The following is a 16,176-nucleotide window of genomic DNA, read 5'->3' on the forward strand; positions in this document are numbered from 1 at the left end:
CTGACTGATGGGATATTGACCACGATAAACACCAGCGCAATCACCATAAGCTGTAACCAACTGGCACTTGGATTAAAGACACTAACCGCGGTAAGAGCCATCGACCAACCTTTTGGGTTAACCCACTGAAAAAGTACCGCACTTGAAAAGCTCATCGGTTGATAGTCTTGTTTGGCTTGTGTGGGGGAGCTAAAGGCAATTTTAAACGCTAAATAGATTAAATAACCACTACAGGCAATGTGTAATCCATGCTGCATCCATGGGTAGCGTTGAAATAAATCCGTTAGGCCAATACCCACCAGTAATACCATAATGCTAAAGCCTAAAGTGACACCAAGCATATGCGGGATCGTGCGGATAAAGCCGACATTTGCCCCTGAGGTCATCAACATAATATTGTTTGGCCCTGGGGAAAAGGTCGAAACAAAAGCAAAGGCGATCAACGGTCCCCACTGTGTGTAGTCCATACTCTCTTCTTTTTTCGGTCATAGAATAGGAAAAATAGTAATAGCATTGATGGACAATATTGTGTTTATATTTGTTATAAATGAATGAATCAAACAATAAAAATTAACTATGGACAGATTTGACGAAAGAATATTGCATGAGCTACAGGCAAACGGGCGAATTGCCAATGTTGAGCTGGCCGAACGGGTCGGGTTATCACCGTCCGCGACGCTCCGACGTGTGCAAGAGCTTGAACGTAAGCGGGTAATCAAAGGTTATCGAGCGGTATTAGATAAAACACAGCTAAATATCGGTTTTATTGCTTATGTGGCAATTGGATTAAATAGCCATACCAAGAAAGCTCAACTCAGTTTTGAAGAGCATGTTCAGTTTGCGAAAGAAGTTGTTGAATGCCATAACATCACGGGGATGAATGAATATTTATTACGCGTTGAGACTAAAGATCTGAGTGCTTATAAACGCTTTCATGCCGATGTATTAGGGGAATGTCTTACGGTAAAATCCATCAGTACCATGGTGGTGATGGATTCCCCGAAAGATGAGCGGCAATAAAGAGCGCTGGTTGTATATTGCTTTGGTGCCTTTTAGACTAAAAGATACAGTGCTTCGCGTAAGAGGTGGCTTCATTTGCCGTCCAGTCTCCTTTGGGCTTGAGTTGCATATCTTCACACCAAGCTTGGCTGCCGATTTCTGACTGTAATAGACAGTGTTTGGTAAAATCCAGCGCACCTTGAGCGCTCCATTCGCTTTTCGGTTTATCACGCATGTCTTGGCACCAAGAAGCGGTGCCCACTTCATTTTCACAGGCACTTAATGCCAATGTACTCAGTAAAATCAATACTTGTTTTTTCATTGCTCAGGATCCGCTACGAGTAGAAGTTGAAATCATAGCCGAAGTGAACCGTTGAGTGCTACTGATGTGCTGATTATTTTAGGGGCGGTTGCTTAGTTTACCTTGAATTAACCGAAACTCTGTTTTGGTGAAATAGCAAAAAATCCTCGTGACTACTGATAAAACTCTCAGTGATCATTCTCACTATTTGCTGAATTTTATATCGGCATTTACTGATCCAACTCACACTCTGCTTTCAATCTTAGTGCAATGCATAATTCTCACGTTAATATCACATCGAAACGTTTCGATGTGTATTTTTTCTACAATTTGTCCTCTGGTTTGGCAGCAAACTGAATGATAAAACTGCAAGCGTGAATAAATATAAGGCAGAACAATGAAAAAAAGTACCCTACTGAATGCTGAACTCTCTTACCTTGTGGCGACATTAGGCCATACGGATGAAGTCACGATTTGTGATGCTGGTTTACCGATTGATGGATCGGTGCAACGGATTGATTTAGCGCTGACACATGGCATTCCAAGCTTTATAGAGACCGTTAAGGTGATATTGAGCGAAATGCAAGTGCAAGCCGTGGTGCTGGCGCAGGAGTTTGCCCAAGTGAGCCCAGATTTATATGCGGCACTGATGAGTGAACTCAAAGAAGAAGAGACACGCTGTGGCCATACCATCACCATGACCTATCTTCCTCATGAAGCGTTTAAAATTCGCACTCGTGATAGCCGAGCGGTGATTAGAACGGGGGAATGTACGCCGTATGCCAATATTATTTTCCAAGCCGGTGTTGTGTTTTAACGCCCAGATAGTAATCCAGATCTAAGGAGGAGTGATGACTCAACCGATTTTGGCTCTCCGTGACATTGATAAAGCCTTCCCTGGTGTGAAGGCGCTTGATCAAGCTTGTCTGAATGTCTATCCGGGACGGGTAATGGCACTGATGGGAGAGAATGGCGCAGGGAAATCGACCTTAATGAAAGTGTTAACGGGAATTTATAGTAAAGATGCAGGCAGCATCGAGTATCAAGGTCAACCTGTCAGTTTTAAAGGGCCACGAGATTCACAGCAAGCCGGGATCAGCATTATTCACCAAGAATTGAACCTAATTCCTCAATTGACCATTGCTGAAAATATTTTCCTAGGCCGAGAAAAAACTGGAGTCTTTGGCCATATTTTATGGAAAGAAATGTACGCCGAAGCGGATCAACTGCTGGCGCGTTTAAATGTGAAGCACAGTGCGAAGACCTTATTGGGGGAACTGAGCTTAGGTGAACAACAGATGGTGGAAATCGCCAAAGCGCTGTCGTTTGAGTCCAAAGTCATCATTATGGATGAGCCGACGGATGCATTAACCGATACCGAAACCGATTCACTGTTTAAAGTAATTAATGAATTGCGTGATCAAGGTTGTGGCATTGTTTATATCTCGCATCGATTAAAAGAGATTTTCCAGATCTGTGATGACATTACCGTTCTGCGTGATGGCAAATTTATTGGTCAATGTCGAGTGGATGACACCAATGAAGATGGCCTTATTGAAATGATGGTTGGGCGTAAATTGGAAGAGCAATACCCCCGTATTGATGTTCAACCAGAAAATAGCGTGTGTTTAGAGGTGATTGGCTTGACCGGATCGGGGGTTCATGATGTGAGCTTTACCCTTAAACGGGGCGAAATTTTAGGCATTTCAGGCTTGATGGGCGCAGGGCGCAGTGAGCTGATGAAAGTGATCTACGGCGCTCTGCCTTCCGAGCATGGGGTGATTAATCTTGATGGACGCACCATTAATCCTGTCAGTCCGCAAGATGGACTAGCCAATGGGATCGCATATATCTCTGAAGATCGCAAAGGCGATGGGTTAGTACTGGGCTTATCAGTGAAAGAAAACATGTCGCTGTGTGCTTTAGATAAATTAACCAAAGGTATTCAGATCCAACATAGTGAAGAAGCAATCGCAGTCGAGGATTTTATTCAGCTCTTTAACATCAAAACGCCTTCTCGTCATCAAATTATCGGCAACCTCTCTGGTGGAAACCAACAGAAAGTCGCCATTGCAAAAGGGCTGATGACAAAACCGAAAGTGTTGATTTTAGACGAGCCGACCCGAGGTGTGGATGTGGGGGCGAAAAAAGAGATCTATCAGTTGATCAACAAATTTAAAGCACAAGGGATGAGCATTATTTTGGTGTCCTCAGAAATGCCGGAAGTGTTGGGAATGAGTGACCGTATTTTAGTGATGCATGAAGGCCGCATTAGTGGTGAATTCGATGCAAAACAAGCGAACCAAGAAAATTTATTAGCCTGTGCCGTTGGCAAAACCGTGAATGAGGAAGCAGCATGAGTAGTAAAACCATGAGTAATCCAACCCCAGACGGCGGACAAAAATTGTTTAGCAAAGCGTGGTTGATTGAACAAAAATCGTTGATCGCATTGCTATTTCTAGTGGTTGTGGTGTCATTTTTAAACCCAAACTTTTTTACGGTTGATAACATTTTAAATATTCTGCGCCAAACCTCGGTCAATGCCATTATTGCGGTTGGGATGACTTTAGTCATTTTAACGGCAGGAATTGATTTAAGCGTGGGTTCTGTTTTAGCGTTGTGTGGCGCGTTTGCTGCCAGCCTAATTGCGCTTGAAGTGCCCGTATTGGTTGCGGTGCCCACCGCTTTATTAGCGGGAGCCGTGTTGGGGGGCATCAGTGGCATTATTATCGCTAAAGGCAAAGTACAAGCCTTTATTGCTACCTTAGTGACCATGACCTTGCTACGTGGCGTCACTATGGTTTACACCGATGGCCGCCCGATTTCCACTGGCTTTACCGATACCGCCGATGCTTTTGCTTGGTTTGGGACTGGCTATGCACTTGGGATTCCCGTTCCGGTCTGGATGATGGTGATTGTTTTTGCTGCGGCATGGTATCTACTTAATCACACCCGTTTTGGTCGCTATGTTTATGCTATGGGGGGTAACGAGTCAGCGGCGCGTTTATCCGGCATTAATGTTGATCGCGTTAAAATCGGCGTCTATGCCATTTGTGGTTTATTGTCGGCTTTGGCGGGCATCATTGTCACGTCTCGCCTCTCTTCCGCACAGCCAACCGCAGGTATGGGCTATGAGTTGGATGCCATTGCCGCGGTCGTACTTGGCGGAACCAGCTTAATGGGCGGCAAAGGACGAATCATGGGAACCTTGATTGGGGCACTAATCATCGGTTTCCTCAATAACGCATTGAACTTACTCGATGTGACCTCTTACTACCAGATGATAGCAAAAGCAGTGGTTATTTTGCTTGCGGTACTGGTGGACAATAAAAACAAGTAAATCGTGAACCCGCCACACGGAAATGGTTACTGTGTGGCCCCCTACAAAAAAGGACGATAAACATGAAAAAACTGGCAACTTTAATTTCTGCTGCGCTGCTGTCTGCTTCTGTTTCGGTATCCGCTTATGCAAGCGACAACATTGCGATTGTGGTTTCAACACTTAATAACCCATTTTTTGTCACCATGAAAGATGGGGCAGAAGCGAAAGCGAAAGAGTTGGGTTACAACTTGATTGTTCTGGATTCACAAAATGATCCCAGTAAAGAACTTTCTAATGTGGAAGATTTAACCGTACGCGGTGTAAAAGCCATTTTGATTAACCCGACCGATTCCGATGCCGTATCCAATGCAATTCGCATGGCGAACCGTGCTAAAGTGCCAGTGCTCACATTAGACCGAGGTGCAAGCCGCGGTGAGGTCGTGAGCCATATTGCGTCCGATAACGTTGTTGGGGGTGAAATGGCGGGGCATTTTATTGTCGAAAAAGTCGGTGAAAAAGCCAAAGTTATTCAATTGGAGGGCATTGCCGGAACATCCGCTGCGCGTGAACGTGGGGAAGGATTTATGAATGCGGTCAAAGGCAGTGGTATGCAGCTGTTAGCCAGTCAACCCGCTGATTTTGACCGAACCAAAGGGCTAAACGTAATGGAAAACCTGCTTGCGGCGAATCCAGACGTTCAAGCGGTGTTTGCACAAAACGATGAAATGGCATTAGGAGCGTTGCGAGCGGTACAAGCTTCCGGCAAAAATGTGTTAATTGTTGGTTTTGATGGTACCGATGATGGGATTGCGGCAGTTCATCGTGGCCAATTGGCAGCAACGGTAGCACAGCAACCGGATCTTATTGGTGCGCTAGGTGTGGAAACCGCTGATCGCGTACTGAAAGGGGAAAATGTTGATGCTTACATTCCCGTTCCTCTGAAAATTATTGGTCAATAAAAACTTAACCCCTATCGTATAAGGTGGGGGTTCCTTATCCAAATAGAGTGCTATAGCGCTTGTGAAAGCGCTTAGTTAGGCGTTAAAGCTCTCTATTTCTAATCAAACTGAGGATAATCCTTATGAACAAATTGGTAGTATTAGGCAGTGTCAATGCTGACCATGTTCTTCAAGTGCCTTCTTTTCCTCGTCCTGGCGAGACGCTCCATGGCCGTAATTACCAAGTGATTCCCGGTGGTAAAGGTGCAAATCAAGCGGTTGCCGCCGCTCGGCTTGGGGCCGATATTGGTTTTATCGCTTGTGTTGGGGATGATGCTTTTGGCATTAATATTCGAGAAAGTTTTAAGTTGGATGGAATCGATATCTCAGGCATAAAAATGCAGCCCAATTGCCCAACCGGGATAGCGATGATCCAAGTCTCTGATCGTGGTGAAAACAGTATTTGCTTGTCAGCAGAAGCCAATGCAAAGTTAAGCGCTCAAGCGATAGAAGCCGATTTAGCACGTATTCGTGCTGCCAAGTACTTGTTGATGCAGTTAGAAACACCCATAGATGGGATTGTCAAAGCGGCGCAGGAAGCGAAACAGGCCAAAACTAATGTGGTGCTTAATCCAGCGCCAGCTCAAACGCTGCCGGACGAATTGTTGCGATGTATTGATGTGATAACCCCGAATGAAACAGAAGCGGAGGTATTAACTGGCATCACTGTGCTAGACGAAGTGACGGCTCAACAAGCTGCGAATGTGCTGCACCAAAAAGGCATTGAAATTGTCATGATCACTTTAGGTGCTAAAGGAGTTTGGTTGAGTGAAAATGGCCGTGGAAAATGCATTGCTGGTTTTCGTGTTTCAGCGGTCGATACCACGGCGGCGGGGGATACCTTTAATGGTGCGTTTGTTACTGGTTTATTAGAAGAAATGCCTTTAGAATCAGCCATTAAATTTGCTCATGCTGCGGCTGCTATTTCGGTAACCCGATTTGGCGCACAAACCTCAATTCCAACTCGACATGAAGTGAACCAATTTTTAGCTCAGCACCAATAAGGAGAAGATCACATGGCGACCATGAAAGACATCGCACGCATTGCCGGTGTTTCCACATCAACCGTGAGTCATGTGATCAATAAAACGCGTTATGTCAGTGATGAGATTGCCGAACGGGTGAACAAAGTCGCCCAAGAGCTGAATTATGCCCCTTCTGCTTTAGCTCGAAGTCTAAAAATGAACCGTACCCATACCATTGGTATGCTGGTCACGACATCCACCAACCCCTTTTTTGGTGAAGTGGTAAAAGGGGTCGAACGCAGTTGTTATCAACAAGGATATAATCTTATTCTTTGCAATACGGAAGGTGATAATCAACGTATGAAATCATCCATCAATGCTTTGTTACAAAAGCGGGTCGATGGTTTGATTTTAATGTGTTCAACCTTAGAAGGGGAACGTATTGAGGTCTTTGATCGCTATCCCGATATCCCAGTCGTGGTGATGGATTGGGGACCAATGTTGTTTGCTAGTGATAAAATTCAAGACAACTCATTGCGTGGCGGATACATGGCAACTCAGTATTTGATTGAATGTGGACATCAGTCAATCGGTTGTATTACTGGCCCGCTGATCCGCCATCAAGCACAAATGCGTTATGAAGGCTATAAACGTGCACTACTCGACGCTGGGTTAGAGATTAACCCCCATTGGATTGTTGAGTCTAATTTTGAATGTGAAGGCGGCTTAGAGGCACTGACCCGAATGCAAAAAAGGGGGCCTCTTCCGAGTGCTCTTTTTGTCTGTAATGACATGATGGCCATGGGGGTGATTCATGCAGCAAATAGAGCCGGGGTTGCTATTCCAGCACAGTTATCAGTAATGGGTTACGATGATATCCATATTGCTCAGTTTATGCTTCCCGCCTTAACCACCATTCATCAGCCCAAGTATCGTTTAGGTCAAGCAGCGGTAGAGACCCTACTGAGTAAACTGGAAAATCTCAGCCGCGAGCCTCAGGTGGTGCAATTAGAACCGACCCTAGTGGTTCGTGACAGTGTGAAGCGGATCAATCGGTCGCGGTAGCGATCTAACCCCTAGCTAAACATTTTCAGTTAATCATGTGAGCTTAGATGATACCCGCTCTTTGAATTGATTGCTGATTGATCACCCCTAGATAATGCTGTTTTTCGTTGATAATAGGCAGTGCGGTAATTCCATTCTTACGCATGATAGTAAGGGCATGGTGGCATAGCGCGGAGTGACGGATAACAATCGGTTGATGGGTCATTAATTGAGCAATCGTTATCGTCATGTCAATGTTATTATTCAACGCCCTACGAAGATCACCGTCAGTAAAAACACCTTGTAATTGCTTTCCTTCGACAATGGCAATTAATCCTAATCCAGTATTACACATGATCTCAATAACCTCAGTTAAGCTTGTTTTTGGCGAACAATAGGCCGCGGTATGTACATCTGTCATCAGTTGATGGACTTGGGTTAATAGTCGAGCGCCCAGAGCACCTGCCGGGTGAGAAAAAGCAAACTCTTCAGCGGTAAACTTCTTTTCAGACATGACGGTTAACGCAAGTGCATCTCCTATTAACAGGGTATTGGTGGTGCTCGAGGTTGGAGCTAGCCCAAGCGGACAGGCTTCTTTTTCGACATTAATATTTAAAAGGTAGTGGCTATGTTTGGCTAGGTAACTGTTGCGTTGCCCTGTAATCGCAATGATGGGAATACGTTTGCTCAATAATAACGGCACAATCGTTTTAAATTCACTCGCTTCGCCCGAGTAAGAGATCAAAATCGCTAAATCGTGCTCAGTGATCATCCCTAGATCCCCATGTAAAGCTTCTGCTGGGTGAATAAAAAATGCCGGCGATCCCGTTGAGGCGAAAGTCGCTGCAATTTTTTTCCCAATATGACCGGATTTACCGATACCAAACAGAATAATTTTGCCTTTGCATTGCTGTATCGCCATACAACTGTTAGCAAATGCGATATCCAGCCGATTTTTAAGCCGAGCTCCTTGCTCTAACTCCTGTTGAATAACGTGCTTACCACATTCAATCATACATTCGATTATCGTCATCTTCTCACCTACCGGTTTTTTCTGTTTTCATTTTTCAACCTTTTCTTTCAAGTAAAAGTCGAGAAAAGCATGGCTATTTATTTTTATTGATTATTTCAAAGTTAATCATCCCATGAAAGATTTTTCTTACTTTATTTTTACTTTGAAAGCCTATTTTTGTGATCGCTTTCAATTAAGTGAAAATATGAGCTTTTAATCTGAAAGTTAAAGTGAAAGTATATTGGTGTGGTAAGACACACGGTCACAATTAAATGAGGGTCTAAAGATGGAATGGATAATTCACGGTGCGGAATGGTTTATTGGGCTGTTCCAAAAAGGGGGCGATGTCTTCGTTAGCATGGTAACAGGAATACTGCCATTGCTGATTGCGTTGCTCGTGGCAATGAACGCATTAATTCAATTTATAGGGCAAGAGCGTGTTGAACGTTTGGCGCAGCGCAGTGCAGGAAACCCGATATCTCGTTATTTCGTGTTACCTGTTATCGGTACATTTATTTTTTGTAATCCGATGACACTAAGTCTTGGGCGATTTTTACCTGAACGTTACAAACCTTCCTATTATGCAGCGGCATCATACAGTTGCCACTCGATGAATGGGCTCTTCCCACATATTAATCCAGGCGAATTGTTTGTTTATTTAGGTATTGCGAGTGGGTTAACGACATTGGGTTTACCGCTTGGTCCTTTGGCGGTGAGCTATTTACTGGTTGGGATGATCACGAATTTTTTCCGCGGATGGGTTACTGATTTCACCACCATGATGGTTGAACGGCAACAAGGTGTTCAACTTGAAAGTGAAGTTCATTTCAAATAGAGGAATAAGATAATGAATTACATTCAAATTGAAAAAGGTAATGGTGGTTGGGGTGGCCCTTTACGCTTACCGATTGAACCCAATAAAAAAATTATTTATATCACCGGTGGCACACGTCCCAGCATTGTCGATAAGCTAGTCGAGCTAACTGGATGGGAAGCGGTCGATGGTTTTAAAACCACCATTAGTGATGATGAAATTGGTGTGGCCGTGATCGATTGCGGTGGAACCTTACGTTGTGGGTTATATCCTAAAAAACGTATTCCTACCATCAACATTCATTCCACTGGTCAAAGTGGCCCTTTGGCACAATTCATTACTGAAGATATTTACGTCTCTGGTGTTAGAGATAAAAATATCTTTTTATATCAAGGCGATGATGTAAGTGCTTCGACGGTCACTCACGACCTTAGTCAACCAGAAGCAACTCAGAATAAATTTGATACCAGTAAAAAGCTGACGCAACAAAGTGATGGATTACTGGCCAAAATTGGTATTGGGATGGGGTCAGTTATGGCGGTCTTTTTCCAAGCGGGTCGAGAAACGATTGATACCGTTTTAAAAACCATTTTGCCTTTTATGGCCTTTGTTTCGATGCTCATTGGAGTGATTATGGCGTCAGGGCTTGGCGATCTTATCGCTCATGCGTTGACTCCCTTGGCTCAGAACCCACTCGGATTGATCACCTTAGCGCTGATTTGTTCCTTTCCTTTACTGTCTCCCTTTTTGGGCCCGGGTGCGGTGATTGCCCAAGTCATCGGTGTATTAGTGGGTACCCAAATCGGGTTAGGTAATATTCCACCGCAATTAGCGTTACCTGCGTTATTCGCAATCAATGCGCAAGCGGCCTGTGACTTTATTCCTGTGGGCTTAGGTTTGGCTGAAGCGAAACCGAAAACGGTTGAAATTGGTGTGCCTTCTGTTTTGTATTCCCGTTTTCTGACAGGGGCTCCCACCGTCATGCTCGCTTGGTTTGTTTCAATGTTTATTTATCAATAAGGAGACGAAGTGATGTCTGCCCTTTATCAAGTACAAATTGAACGAATTGGTGCTTTTGCTTATGAAGCTTTAGAAGATGACATGATGATTATCTTTAGCCAAATCGCACCACAAGATGCTGCCGATTACTGTTTTATTCATAGTCACGATACGTTGAAAGCGCCGATTGAAGCTGGCTACACCTTAATGATTGGTCAGCAACGTTATCCCATTACCTCGGTTGGTGAGGTGGTGAACCAAAACTTAGCTGAACTAGGGCACATCACGATTCGTTTTGATGCGCTAGCGCAAGCTGAGTATCCCGGTTGTCTTCATGTAGATGGGCAGAAACCAACACAAATCATTTGCGGAGAACAGATCACCTTTTTTAAGTCGTAACGTTTTGTTAGTTAAAGTTTTTATATCGTAAGTAAGATGTCAAATAAAAGTTGGAGTGAATCATGGATAAAGTAGCATTGGTGGTAGGTGGTGGCCAAACTTTGGGTGAGTTTCTATCTCGAGGGTTAGCCGCTGAAGGCTATACCGTTGCCGTCGCTGATCTGAATGAGTCGAATGCATGCTCGGTTGCTGAGCAGATTTGTCAGCAATATGGTGACAATAAAGCGATGGGCATTGCCGTAGACGCCACTCAAGAAGCGAGTGTTTGCCATATGGTTCATCAAGTTGATGAGGCGTTTGGACGAGTTGATCTTCTGGTCTATAACGCGGGAACCGCAACCGCGGCTAAGATTGATCAATTTCCCCTCGATGCATGGCAGCTTTCGATTAATGTGAACCTGACCGGCTATTTCTTATGTGCTCGAGAAGTCGCTAAAGTGATGATTAGAGAAGGGCGAGGCGGTCGGATTATTCAAATCAATTCGAAGTCTGGTAAAGTGGGTTCAAAACATAACAGTGGTTATTCTGCGGCGAAATTTGGTGGGGTAGGGCTAACGCAATCATTGGCGTTAGATCTTGCTGAACATCAAATTACCGTACATTCTTTGATGCTGGGGAATTTATTAAAAAGCCCGATGTTTCAGTCTTTGATTCCTCAGTATGCCAAGAAATTGGGAGTGGCAGAGTCTGAAGTGGAACAAATTTATATTGATAAAGTGCCATTAAAAGCGGGTTGTGATTATCAAGATGTACTGAATGTCTTGACCTTTTATGCCAGCGATAGTGCGGCTTATTGCACTGGACAATCCATCAATATTACCGGTGGACAAGTGATGTTTTAATCCTTCCCCCAGGATTTTAGCGTCAATATGCTTCTGAAGTCATTGGGCAGGCTTTGCTTGCCCCTTTTTTTAAATGAGGGCAACGAATATGGATGAGACAACATGGTTAATCGTATTAGCTTTATGTGCTTGGGGTGGCCAGATTGCGCTGGGTTTTTTGCAAATTAGAGCATTCAATAGGATGCTGCAATCTCTTGCAAAGCGAGGACAAGTGAAAATAGGTAAAACTCGCAGTCGCTGGAAACCTAGAACCATTGTGGTCTTCGTTGAAGATGAAAGTCACCGCATTATTGACGCCAAAGTGATGCGGGGAGTCACAATTTTTGCCAGACCCAAATCGCTGCCTGATTTAATAGGTTTAAGCTCACCGATTAACCGTGAGCAAGTGATGCACTTAGATAAACCGTTACAAGAAGCGATAAACGTCGCATTTTCAAACTAATCGGCAACACTGTGGGCTTATCTCTTTCAATGTGAAAATTTAATGTTAAACTAATCACAGTATAACCGTTAAGTGAATGATATGAATCTAGATAATAGAAGAGAACAGTTACTGCAGTTTTTGCGTCGTCATGGCAAGACATCGGTCAATGAGTTGGCGAAAATTTTCAAAACATCAGGAGCAACCATTCGTAGTGATTTACGATCATTAGAAGAAGAAGCTTTGGTCATTCGTCGTTATGGGGCTGCTGAAGCTTGTCAAACGCCCTTTATTCATGGTGAAGATCGTTCCATGGATGAGAAGCAGACAGTGAATTTGGAAATGAAATGCCAAATTGCTCAAATGGCGGCTAGCCTGGTTCATGAAGGCGAGTCAATCATTTTAGACTGTGGCAGTACAACCTTACAAATGGTGCCACACTTTGAGCGGTTAACGTCGTTGACCCTGATGACGAACAGTATGCATATTGTTAATGCGATGGCAGATTTAGATACCGAACATACTGTACTTATGCCCGGGGGCACTTATCGACGTAAATCCGCTTCCTTTCATGGTCAAGTGGCCGAACGCGCGTTTCAACATTTTTCCTTTGATAAGCTTTTTATTGGTGCTGATGGTTTTGATTTAACACAAGGAACGACTACATATAATGAAGCTTATCAGGTTAGCCAAGCCATGTGCCAGGCTGCTAGCCAGATCATTGTCGTGACTGATTCTAGTAAATTTGGCCGTCGCAGCCCGAATGTTGTGGTGCCTTTAGAAAAAATAGACATACTCATTACCGATCATAGAATTTCGATAGAAGATGTCCACTCACTTGAAAAACAAGGAATTAAAGTGATTTGTGTCGGTGAGTAGTGGCCTATGAAACGATAGTCGATTTTAGTGATTTTTCACTGTTCGTTTTTTGAAATGAAAATTTGTGGTGATGAAATTCACGATTTTCTCTTTTACCTCTTTTTTAAATGATCAATAAGAGAAACACTCTGTATTCGGTCATTTGATGGGTGTGGTAAATGGATTGGATTCTTATCGGTGCAGATTGGTTTATTGGTTTATTTAAAAGAGGAGGAGAAGTGTTCACCGATATGGTGACCAATATACTTCCCTTACTGGTTTGCTTGCTTGTTGCAATGAACGCGTTCACTCGCTTTTTGGGGCAAGACAAAATTGAACGACTGGCGCAAAGAAGTGCTTCAAATCCTCTTTCTAGATATTTGCTGTTGCCGACGATTGGCACTTTTGTGTTTTGTAATCCGATGGTATTAAGTTTAGGACGTTTTCTTCCAGAAAAATATAAACCCTCCTTTTATGCTTCCGCTTCCTACAGTTGCCATACAATGAATGGCATGTTTCCTCATGTTAACCCGGGTGAGCTATTTATTTTTCTTGGCGTCGCTGCCGGTGTGACCCAACAGGGATTGTCGTTGGGCCCATTAGCCATTGCTTATCTACTCGTTGGCGTAGTGACCAATTTTTTCCGAGGTTGGGTGACCGATTTTACCACTGCTTGGGTGGCTAAGCAGCAAGGGGTGGAATTAAGTGATCAGGTGAATATCAGTGAGAAGCCAGAATGACAATACTTGAGGTAACCTCTGGAAAAGGAGGATGGGGTGGCCCACTCTATATTCCGGTTGAAACACATAAAAAAATTGTTTACATCACCGCAGGTGTCAAACCGGCATTCATTGAGGAAATCGTCACTTTAACAGGCATGGAAGCCATCGACGGGTTTCAACATTATGTTGAAGAGCGTGATATTGCCTGTGTGGTGATTGACTGTGGTGGCACGCTACGTTGTGGTTTATACCCTAAAAAAAATATTCCAACCTTAAATATTCATGCGACGGGTAAGAGTGGCCCATTGGCCCAATATATTAACGAACAAATTTATGTATCTTCTGTCACGTCCGGGTGCTTTAGATTAGTGGACCAGGCTGCATCATGGTTCGTTGAAAAGCAAAATGAGCAGAACGTTTCTACTCATCATAACTTCGATACTGACCGTAAGTTATCAGAGCAGAGTGATGGTTTAATCGCTAAAATCGGTATGGGCATGGGGTCGGTCATGGCGACCTTTAATCAGGCCGGACGAGAAACGATAGACACCGTCTTAAAAACATTACTCCCTTTTATGGCTTTTGTGTCCATGCTTATTGGGGTCATTCTCGCCTCTGGCTTAGGTGACTTGATTGCGCATGGTTTAGCACCATTAGCCAGTCATCCGTTGGGGTTAATTACCTTAGCATTGATTTGCTCTTTTCCGTTGCTTTCGCCATTTTTAGGGCCTGGAGCTGTGATTGCTCAAGTTATTGGGGTGTTAATCGGCACGCAAATTGGAATGGGGACTATCCCTGCTCATCTCGCATTACCCGCCCTTTTTGCTATTAATGCTCAGGCGGCCTGTGATTTTATACCTGTCGGTCTTGGCCTTGCCGAAGCTAAACCGGAAACAGTACGAGTAGGGGTGCCTTCTGTGCTCTATTCTCGCTTTTTGACTGGGGCTCCTACCGTATTATTGGCTTGGGGCTTCTCCTATTTCATTTATCAGTGAGGTAGTTATGTATCAATTTATTGCGAGTATCACGGGTGTGGGTGAGCATGCTTATGATGCGCTGGATAATGATATGATGATTCTATTTGGCATAGAAGCACCGCAAGAAGTGCAAGACTACTGTTTTTTGATTCGTCGTCATAGCTTATTAGCGGCAAATATCGATCGGCAGAGTACCCTGATGATTGGAGAGCGAGCCTATATTGTGACCGCCGTTGGCGAGGTAGCGAATGATAATTTAGCAACTTTAGGTCATGTTACGTTAAAATTTGATGGTCAGCCTACCCCTGAATTACCGGGTACCATTCATCTGTTAGGGCCGAAATTATCTCAAGTTAGACCTGGGGAGACGCTTATTTTTGGTTGATGAGGTGATCGTCGATCACTCGATAAGTCAACAGAGAAAACAAAGGTCGCTGACAGAATAAAGCGACCTTTGTGTATACAGCTAGCCTAAAGGGTCGCTGTTTTTATCTCGTTTTCCTCTTTTTGTTTGTGGTAGGCGCGTTCACCAATGAAAGCGTAAAGCAAACAGAGAATAGAAACGATGCATGAGCCGGTTAGGATAAAAAATCCTCCGTCCCAACCAAAGTGGTCTACGGTATAACCTAAGATAGCATTAGCTGCAACCGCGCCACCTAAATAACCAAATAAACCGGTTAGGCCTGCGGCGGTTCCTGCGGCTTTTTTAGGCGCTAATTCTAACGCATATAGACCAATAAGCATGACCGGGCCATAAATTAAGAACCCAATAGCAATCAGTGCAATCATATCAACCATAGGGTTACCCGGTGGGTTAAACCAGTAAACCAATACGGCTAAAGTAACCAGTGCCATAAAAAGAATGCCGGCAGGTGCTCGGCGACCTTTAAACACTTTATCGGAAACCCAACCACACAGAAGTGTGCCGGGGATGCCTGCCCATTCGTAGAGAAAATAAGCCCATGAAGATTTATTGACCGTGAACGCTTTGGCCTCTTGTAAATAAACAGGAGCCCAATCTAAAACACCATAACGGATGAGATAAACAAACGCATTCGCAATGGCAATCGCCCACAACAGTTTGTTATTTAACACATATTTTAAGAAAATCTCTTTTGCCGTCATCTCATTCTCATGAGATTGATCATAATTTTCAGGATAGTCGTTTTTATACTCTTCAATTGATGGTAAACCGCACGACTGAGGAGTATCACGCATGGTTAACCAAATAAATATTGCGACTAATACGGCGAAAAAAGCAGGTACGTAAAATGCTGTGCGCCAGTCATCATGAAATAGCCACAAGCCAAAAATAAAAATAGGGCCAATTAATCCACCACCAACGTTGTGTGCAACGTTCCAAACAGAAACCAGTTCTCCCCGTTCTTTGCGAGACCACCAGTGAACCATGGTTCGTCCACAGGCGGGCCAGCCCATTCCTTGGAACCAACCATTTAAAAAGAGTAAAATGAACATGGCAGTGATGCTGCCCGTCGCCCATGG

At 43.9% G+C, this 16,176-nt stretch carries 20 protein-coding genes; 16 read left to right on the top strand and 4 right to left on the bottom strand.

Annotated features, from left to right (window positions below; all coding sequences use genetic code 11):
- On the bottom strand, positions 1–467 hold a 467-nt coding region (locus B7C60_RS06710), incomplete at its 3' end, for a LysE family translocator (protein WP_245868747.1).
- Between the two features lie 109 nt (positions 468–576).
- On the opposite strand from B7C60_RS06710, the gene B7C60_RS06715 reads away from it, so the two are divergent.
- Positions 577–1,020, top strand: a complete 444-nt coding sequence (locus tag B7C60_RS06715; RefSeq protein WP_099610987.1) for an Lrp/AsnC family transcriptional regulator — start codon at positions 577–579, stop codon at positions 1,018–1,020.
- 37 nt (positions 1,021–1,057) lie between these two features.
- Here the strand turns inward: B7C60_RS06715 and B7C60_RS06720 are convergent, their stop codons facing one another.
- A complete protein-coding gene (locus B7C60_RS06720; RefSeq protein ID WP_099610988.1) occupies positions 1,058–1,321 on the bottom strand; it encodes a DUF3012 domain-containing protein in 264 nt (87 codons plus the stop codon).
- 376 nt (positions 1,322–1,697) lie between these two features.
- Between B7C60_RS06720 and rbsD the strand changes: the two genes are divergently transcribed.
- The 6 genes from rbsD to B7C60_RS06750 all read left to right on the top strand — a co-directional run bounded on the left by rbsD (position 1,698) and on the right by B7C60_RS06750 (position 7,650).
- Positions 1,698–2,117, top strand: a complete 420-nt coding sequence (gene rbsD, locus B7C60_RS06725; protein ID WP_099610989.1) for a D-ribose pyranase — start codon at positions 1,698–1,700, stop codon at positions 2,115–2,117.
- A gap of 34 nt (positions 2,118–2,151) precedes the next feature.
- Entirely contained in the window at positions 2,152–3,660 is a 1,509-nt protein-coding gene (rbsA, locus tag B7C60_RS06730; protein ID WP_099610990.1) for a ribose ABC transporter ATP-binding protein RbsA, read from the top strand.
- The gene (gene rbsC, locus B7C60_RS06735; RefSeq protein ID WP_099610991.1) at positions 3,657–4,640 is read left to right on the top strand and encodes a ribose ABC transporter permease; all 984 of its coding nucleotides are present in this window, start codon (positions 3,657–3,659) and stop codon (positions 4,638–4,640) included. Before rbsA ends, rbsC begins: the two co-directional genes overlap by 4 nt.
- A gap of 62 nt (positions 4,641–4,702) precedes the next feature.
- A complete protein-coding gene (gene rbsB, locus B7C60_RS06740; protein WP_099610992.1) occupies positions 4,703–5,581 on the top strand; it encodes a ribose ABC transporter substrate-binding protein RbsB in 879 nt (292 codons plus the stop codon).
- Between the two features lie 122 nt (positions 5,582–5,703).
- A complete protein-coding gene (gene rbsK, locus B7C60_RS06745; protein WP_099610993.1) occupies positions 5,704–6,624 on the top strand; it encodes a ribokinase in 921 nt (306 codons plus the stop codon).
- 12 nt (positions 6,625–6,636) lie between these two features.
- A complete protein-coding gene (locus B7C60_RS06750) occupies positions 6,637–7,650 on the top strand; it encodes a substrate-binding domain-containing protein (RefSeq protein WP_099610994.1) in 1,014 nt (337 codons plus the stop codon).
- Positions 7,651–7,693: 43 nt separating this feature from the next.
- Here the strand turns inward: B7C60_RS06750 and B7C60_RS06755 are convergent, their stop codons facing one another.
- Positions 7,694–8,662, bottom strand: coding sequence for a KpsF/GutQ family sugar-phosphate isomerase (locus tag B7C60_RS06755; protein WP_099610995.1), 969 nt, complete (start codon positions 8,660–8,662; stop codon positions 7,694–7,696).
- Between the two features lie 265 nt (positions 8,663–8,927).
- Between B7C60_RS06755 and srlA (B7C60_RS06760) the strand changes: the two genes are divergently transcribed.
- The 9 genes from srlA (B7C60_RS06760) to B7C60_RS06800 all read left to right on the top strand — a co-directional run bounded on the left by srlA (B7C60_RS06760) (position 8,928) and on the right by B7C60_RS06800 (position 15,058).
- Complete coding sequence (gene srlA, locus B7C60_RS06760; RefSeq protein ID WP_099610996.1) at positions 8,928–9,476, top strand: PTS glucitol/sorbitol transporter subunit IIC; 549 nt, start codon at positions 8,928–8,930, stop codon at positions 9,474–9,476.
- Between the two features lie 12 nt (positions 9,477–9,488).
- Positions 9,489–10,475 (top strand): PTS glucitol/sorbitol transporter subunit IIB, encoded by a 987-nt coding sequence (gene srlE / locus B7C60_RS06765; protein WP_157928686.1) that lies wholly within the window; start codon positions 9,489–9,491, stop codon positions 10,473–10,475.
- A gap of 12 nt (positions 10,476–10,487) precedes the next feature.
- On the top strand, positions 10,488–10,853 hold the full coding sequence (locus B7C60_RS06770; protein ID WP_099610998.1) for a PTS glucitol/sorbitol transporter subunit IIA: 366 nt from the start codon (positions 10,488–10,490) through the stop codon (positions 10,851–10,853).
- A 62-nt stretch (positions 10,854–10,915) separates the two neighbouring features.
- On the top strand, positions 10,916–11,695 hold the full coding sequence (gene srlD / locus B7C60_RS06775) for a sorbitol-6-phosphate dehydrogenase (RefSeq protein ID WP_099610999.1): 780 nt from the start codon (positions 10,916–10,918) through the stop codon (positions 11,693–11,695).
- 88 nt (positions 11,696–11,783) lie between these two features.
- Positions 11,784–12,137 carry a transcriptional regulator GutM gene (locus B7C60_RS06780; protein ID WP_099611000.1) on the top strand — a complete coding sequence of 118 codons (354 nt, stop codon included), beginning with the start codon at positions 11,784–11,786 and terminating at the stop codon, positions 12,135–12,137.
- A gap of 81 nt (positions 12,138–12,218) precedes the next feature.
- Positions 12,219–12,995, top strand: a complete 777-nt coding sequence (gene srlR, locus B7C60_RS06785; protein ID WP_099611001.1) for a glucitol operon DNA-binding transcriptional repressor SrlR — start codon at positions 12,219–12,221, stop codon at positions 12,993–12,995.
- 158 nt (positions 12,996–13,153) lie between these two features.
- Entirely contained in the window at positions 13,154–13,714 is a 561-nt protein-coding gene (gene srlA, locus B7C60_RS06790; RefSeq protein ID WP_099611002.1) for a PTS glucitol/sorbitol transporter subunit IIC, read from the top strand.
- Positions 13,711–14,691, top strand: a complete 981-nt coding sequence (srlE, locus tag B7C60_RS06795; protein WP_099611003.1) for a PTS glucitol/sorbitol transporter subunit IIB — start codon at positions 13,711–13,713, stop codon at positions 14,689–14,691. The genes srlA (B7C60_RS06790) and srlE (B7C60_RS06795) overlap by 4 nt, the downstream gene beginning before the upstream one ends.
- 7 nt (positions 14,692–14,698) lie before the next feature.
- Positions 14,699–15,058 (top strand): PTS glucitol/sorbitol transporter subunit IIA, encoded by a 360-nt coding sequence (locus tag B7C60_RS06800; protein ID WP_099611004.1) that lies wholly within the window; start codon positions 14,699–14,701, stop codon positions 15,056–15,058.
- Between the two features lie 86 nt (positions 15,059–15,144).
- Here B7C60_RS06800 and B7C60_RS06805 read toward each other — a convergent pair.
- On the bottom strand, positions 15,145–16,176 hold a 1,032-nt coding region (locus B7C60_RS06805), incomplete at its 5' end, for an MFS transporter (protein ID WP_245868749.1).

Origin of the sequence: Vibrio fujianensis, from assembly GCF_002749895.1 — a bacterium.
In the GTDB taxonomy this organism is placed as follows: domain Bacteria; phylum Pseudomonadota; class Gammaproteobacteria; order Enterobacterales; family Vibrionaceae; genus Vibrio; species Vibrio fujianensis.

Excerpts from the sequence above, each read along its gene's own strand:
- srlD (WP_099610999.1), top strand. The coding sequence starts at position 10,916 with ATGGATAAAGTAGCATTGGTGGTAGGTGGTGGCCAAACTTTGGGTGAG.
- B7C60_RS06750 (WP_099610994.1), top strand. The coding sequence starts at position 6,637 with ATGGCGACCATGAAAGACATCGCACGCATTGCCGGTGTTTCCACATCA.
- B7C60_RS06755 (WP_099610995.1), bottom strand. The coding sequence starts at position 8,662 with ATGACGATAATCGAATGTATGATTGAATGTGGTAAGCACGTTATTCAA.
- srlA (WP_099611002.1), top strand. The coding sequence starts at position 13,154 with ATGGATTGGATTCTTATCGGTGCAGATTGGTTTATTGGTTTATTTAAA.
- B7C60_RS06800 (WP_099611004.1), top strand. The coding sequence starts at position 14,699 with ATGTATCAATTTATTGCGAGTATCACGGGTGTGGGTGAGCATGCTTAT.
- srlA (WP_099610996.1), top strand. The coding sequence starts at position 8,928 with ATGGAATGGATAATTCACGGTGCGGAATGGTTTATTGGGCTGTTCCAA.
- B7C60_RS06770 (WP_099610998.1), top strand. The coding sequence starts at position 10,488 with ATGTCTGCCCTTTATCAAGTACAAATTGAACGAATTGGTGCTTTTGCT.
- srlR (WP_099611001.1), top strand. The coding sequence starts at position 12,219 with ATGAATCTAGATAATAGAAGAGAACAGTTACTGCAGTTTTTGCGTCGT.
- rbsC (WP_099610991.1), top strand. The coding sequence starts at position 3,657 with ATGAGTAGTAAAACCATGAGTAATCCAACCCCAGACGGCGGACAAAAA.
- B7C60_RS06720 (WP_099610988.1), bottom strand. The coding sequence starts at position 1,321 with ATGAAAAAACAAGTATTGATTTTACTGAGTACATTGGCATTAAGTGCC.
- B7C60_RS06715 (WP_099610987.1), top strand. The coding sequence starts at position 577 with ATGGACAGATTTGACGAAAGAATATTGCATGAGCTACAGGCAAACGGG.
- srlE (WP_157928686.1), top strand. The coding sequence starts at position 9,489 with ATGAATTACATTCAAATTGAAAAAGGTAATGGTGGTTGGGGTGGCCCT.
- srlE (WP_099611003.1), top strand. The coding sequence starts at position 13,711 with ATGACAATACTTGAGGTAACCTCTGGAAAAGGAGGATGGGGTGGCCCA.
- rbsK (WP_099610993.1), top strand. The coding sequence starts at position 5,704 with ATGAACAAATTGGTAGTATTAGGCAGTGTCAATGCTGACCATGTTCTT.
- rbsD (WP_099610989.1), top strand. The coding sequence starts at position 1,698 with ATGAAAAAAAGTACCCTACTGAATGCTGAACTCTCTTACCTTGTGGCG.
- rbsA (WP_099610990.1), top strand. The coding sequence starts at position 2,152 with ATGACTCAACCGATTTTGGCTCTCCGTGACATTGATAAAGCCTTCCCT.
- B7C60_RS06780 (WP_099611000.1), top strand. The coding sequence starts at position 11,784 with ATGGATGAGACAACATGGTTAATCGTATTAGCTTTATGTGCTTGGGGT.
- rbsB (WP_099610992.1), top strand. The coding sequence starts at position 4,703 with ATGAAAAAACTGGCAACTTTAATTTCTGCTGCGCTGCTGTCTGCTTCT.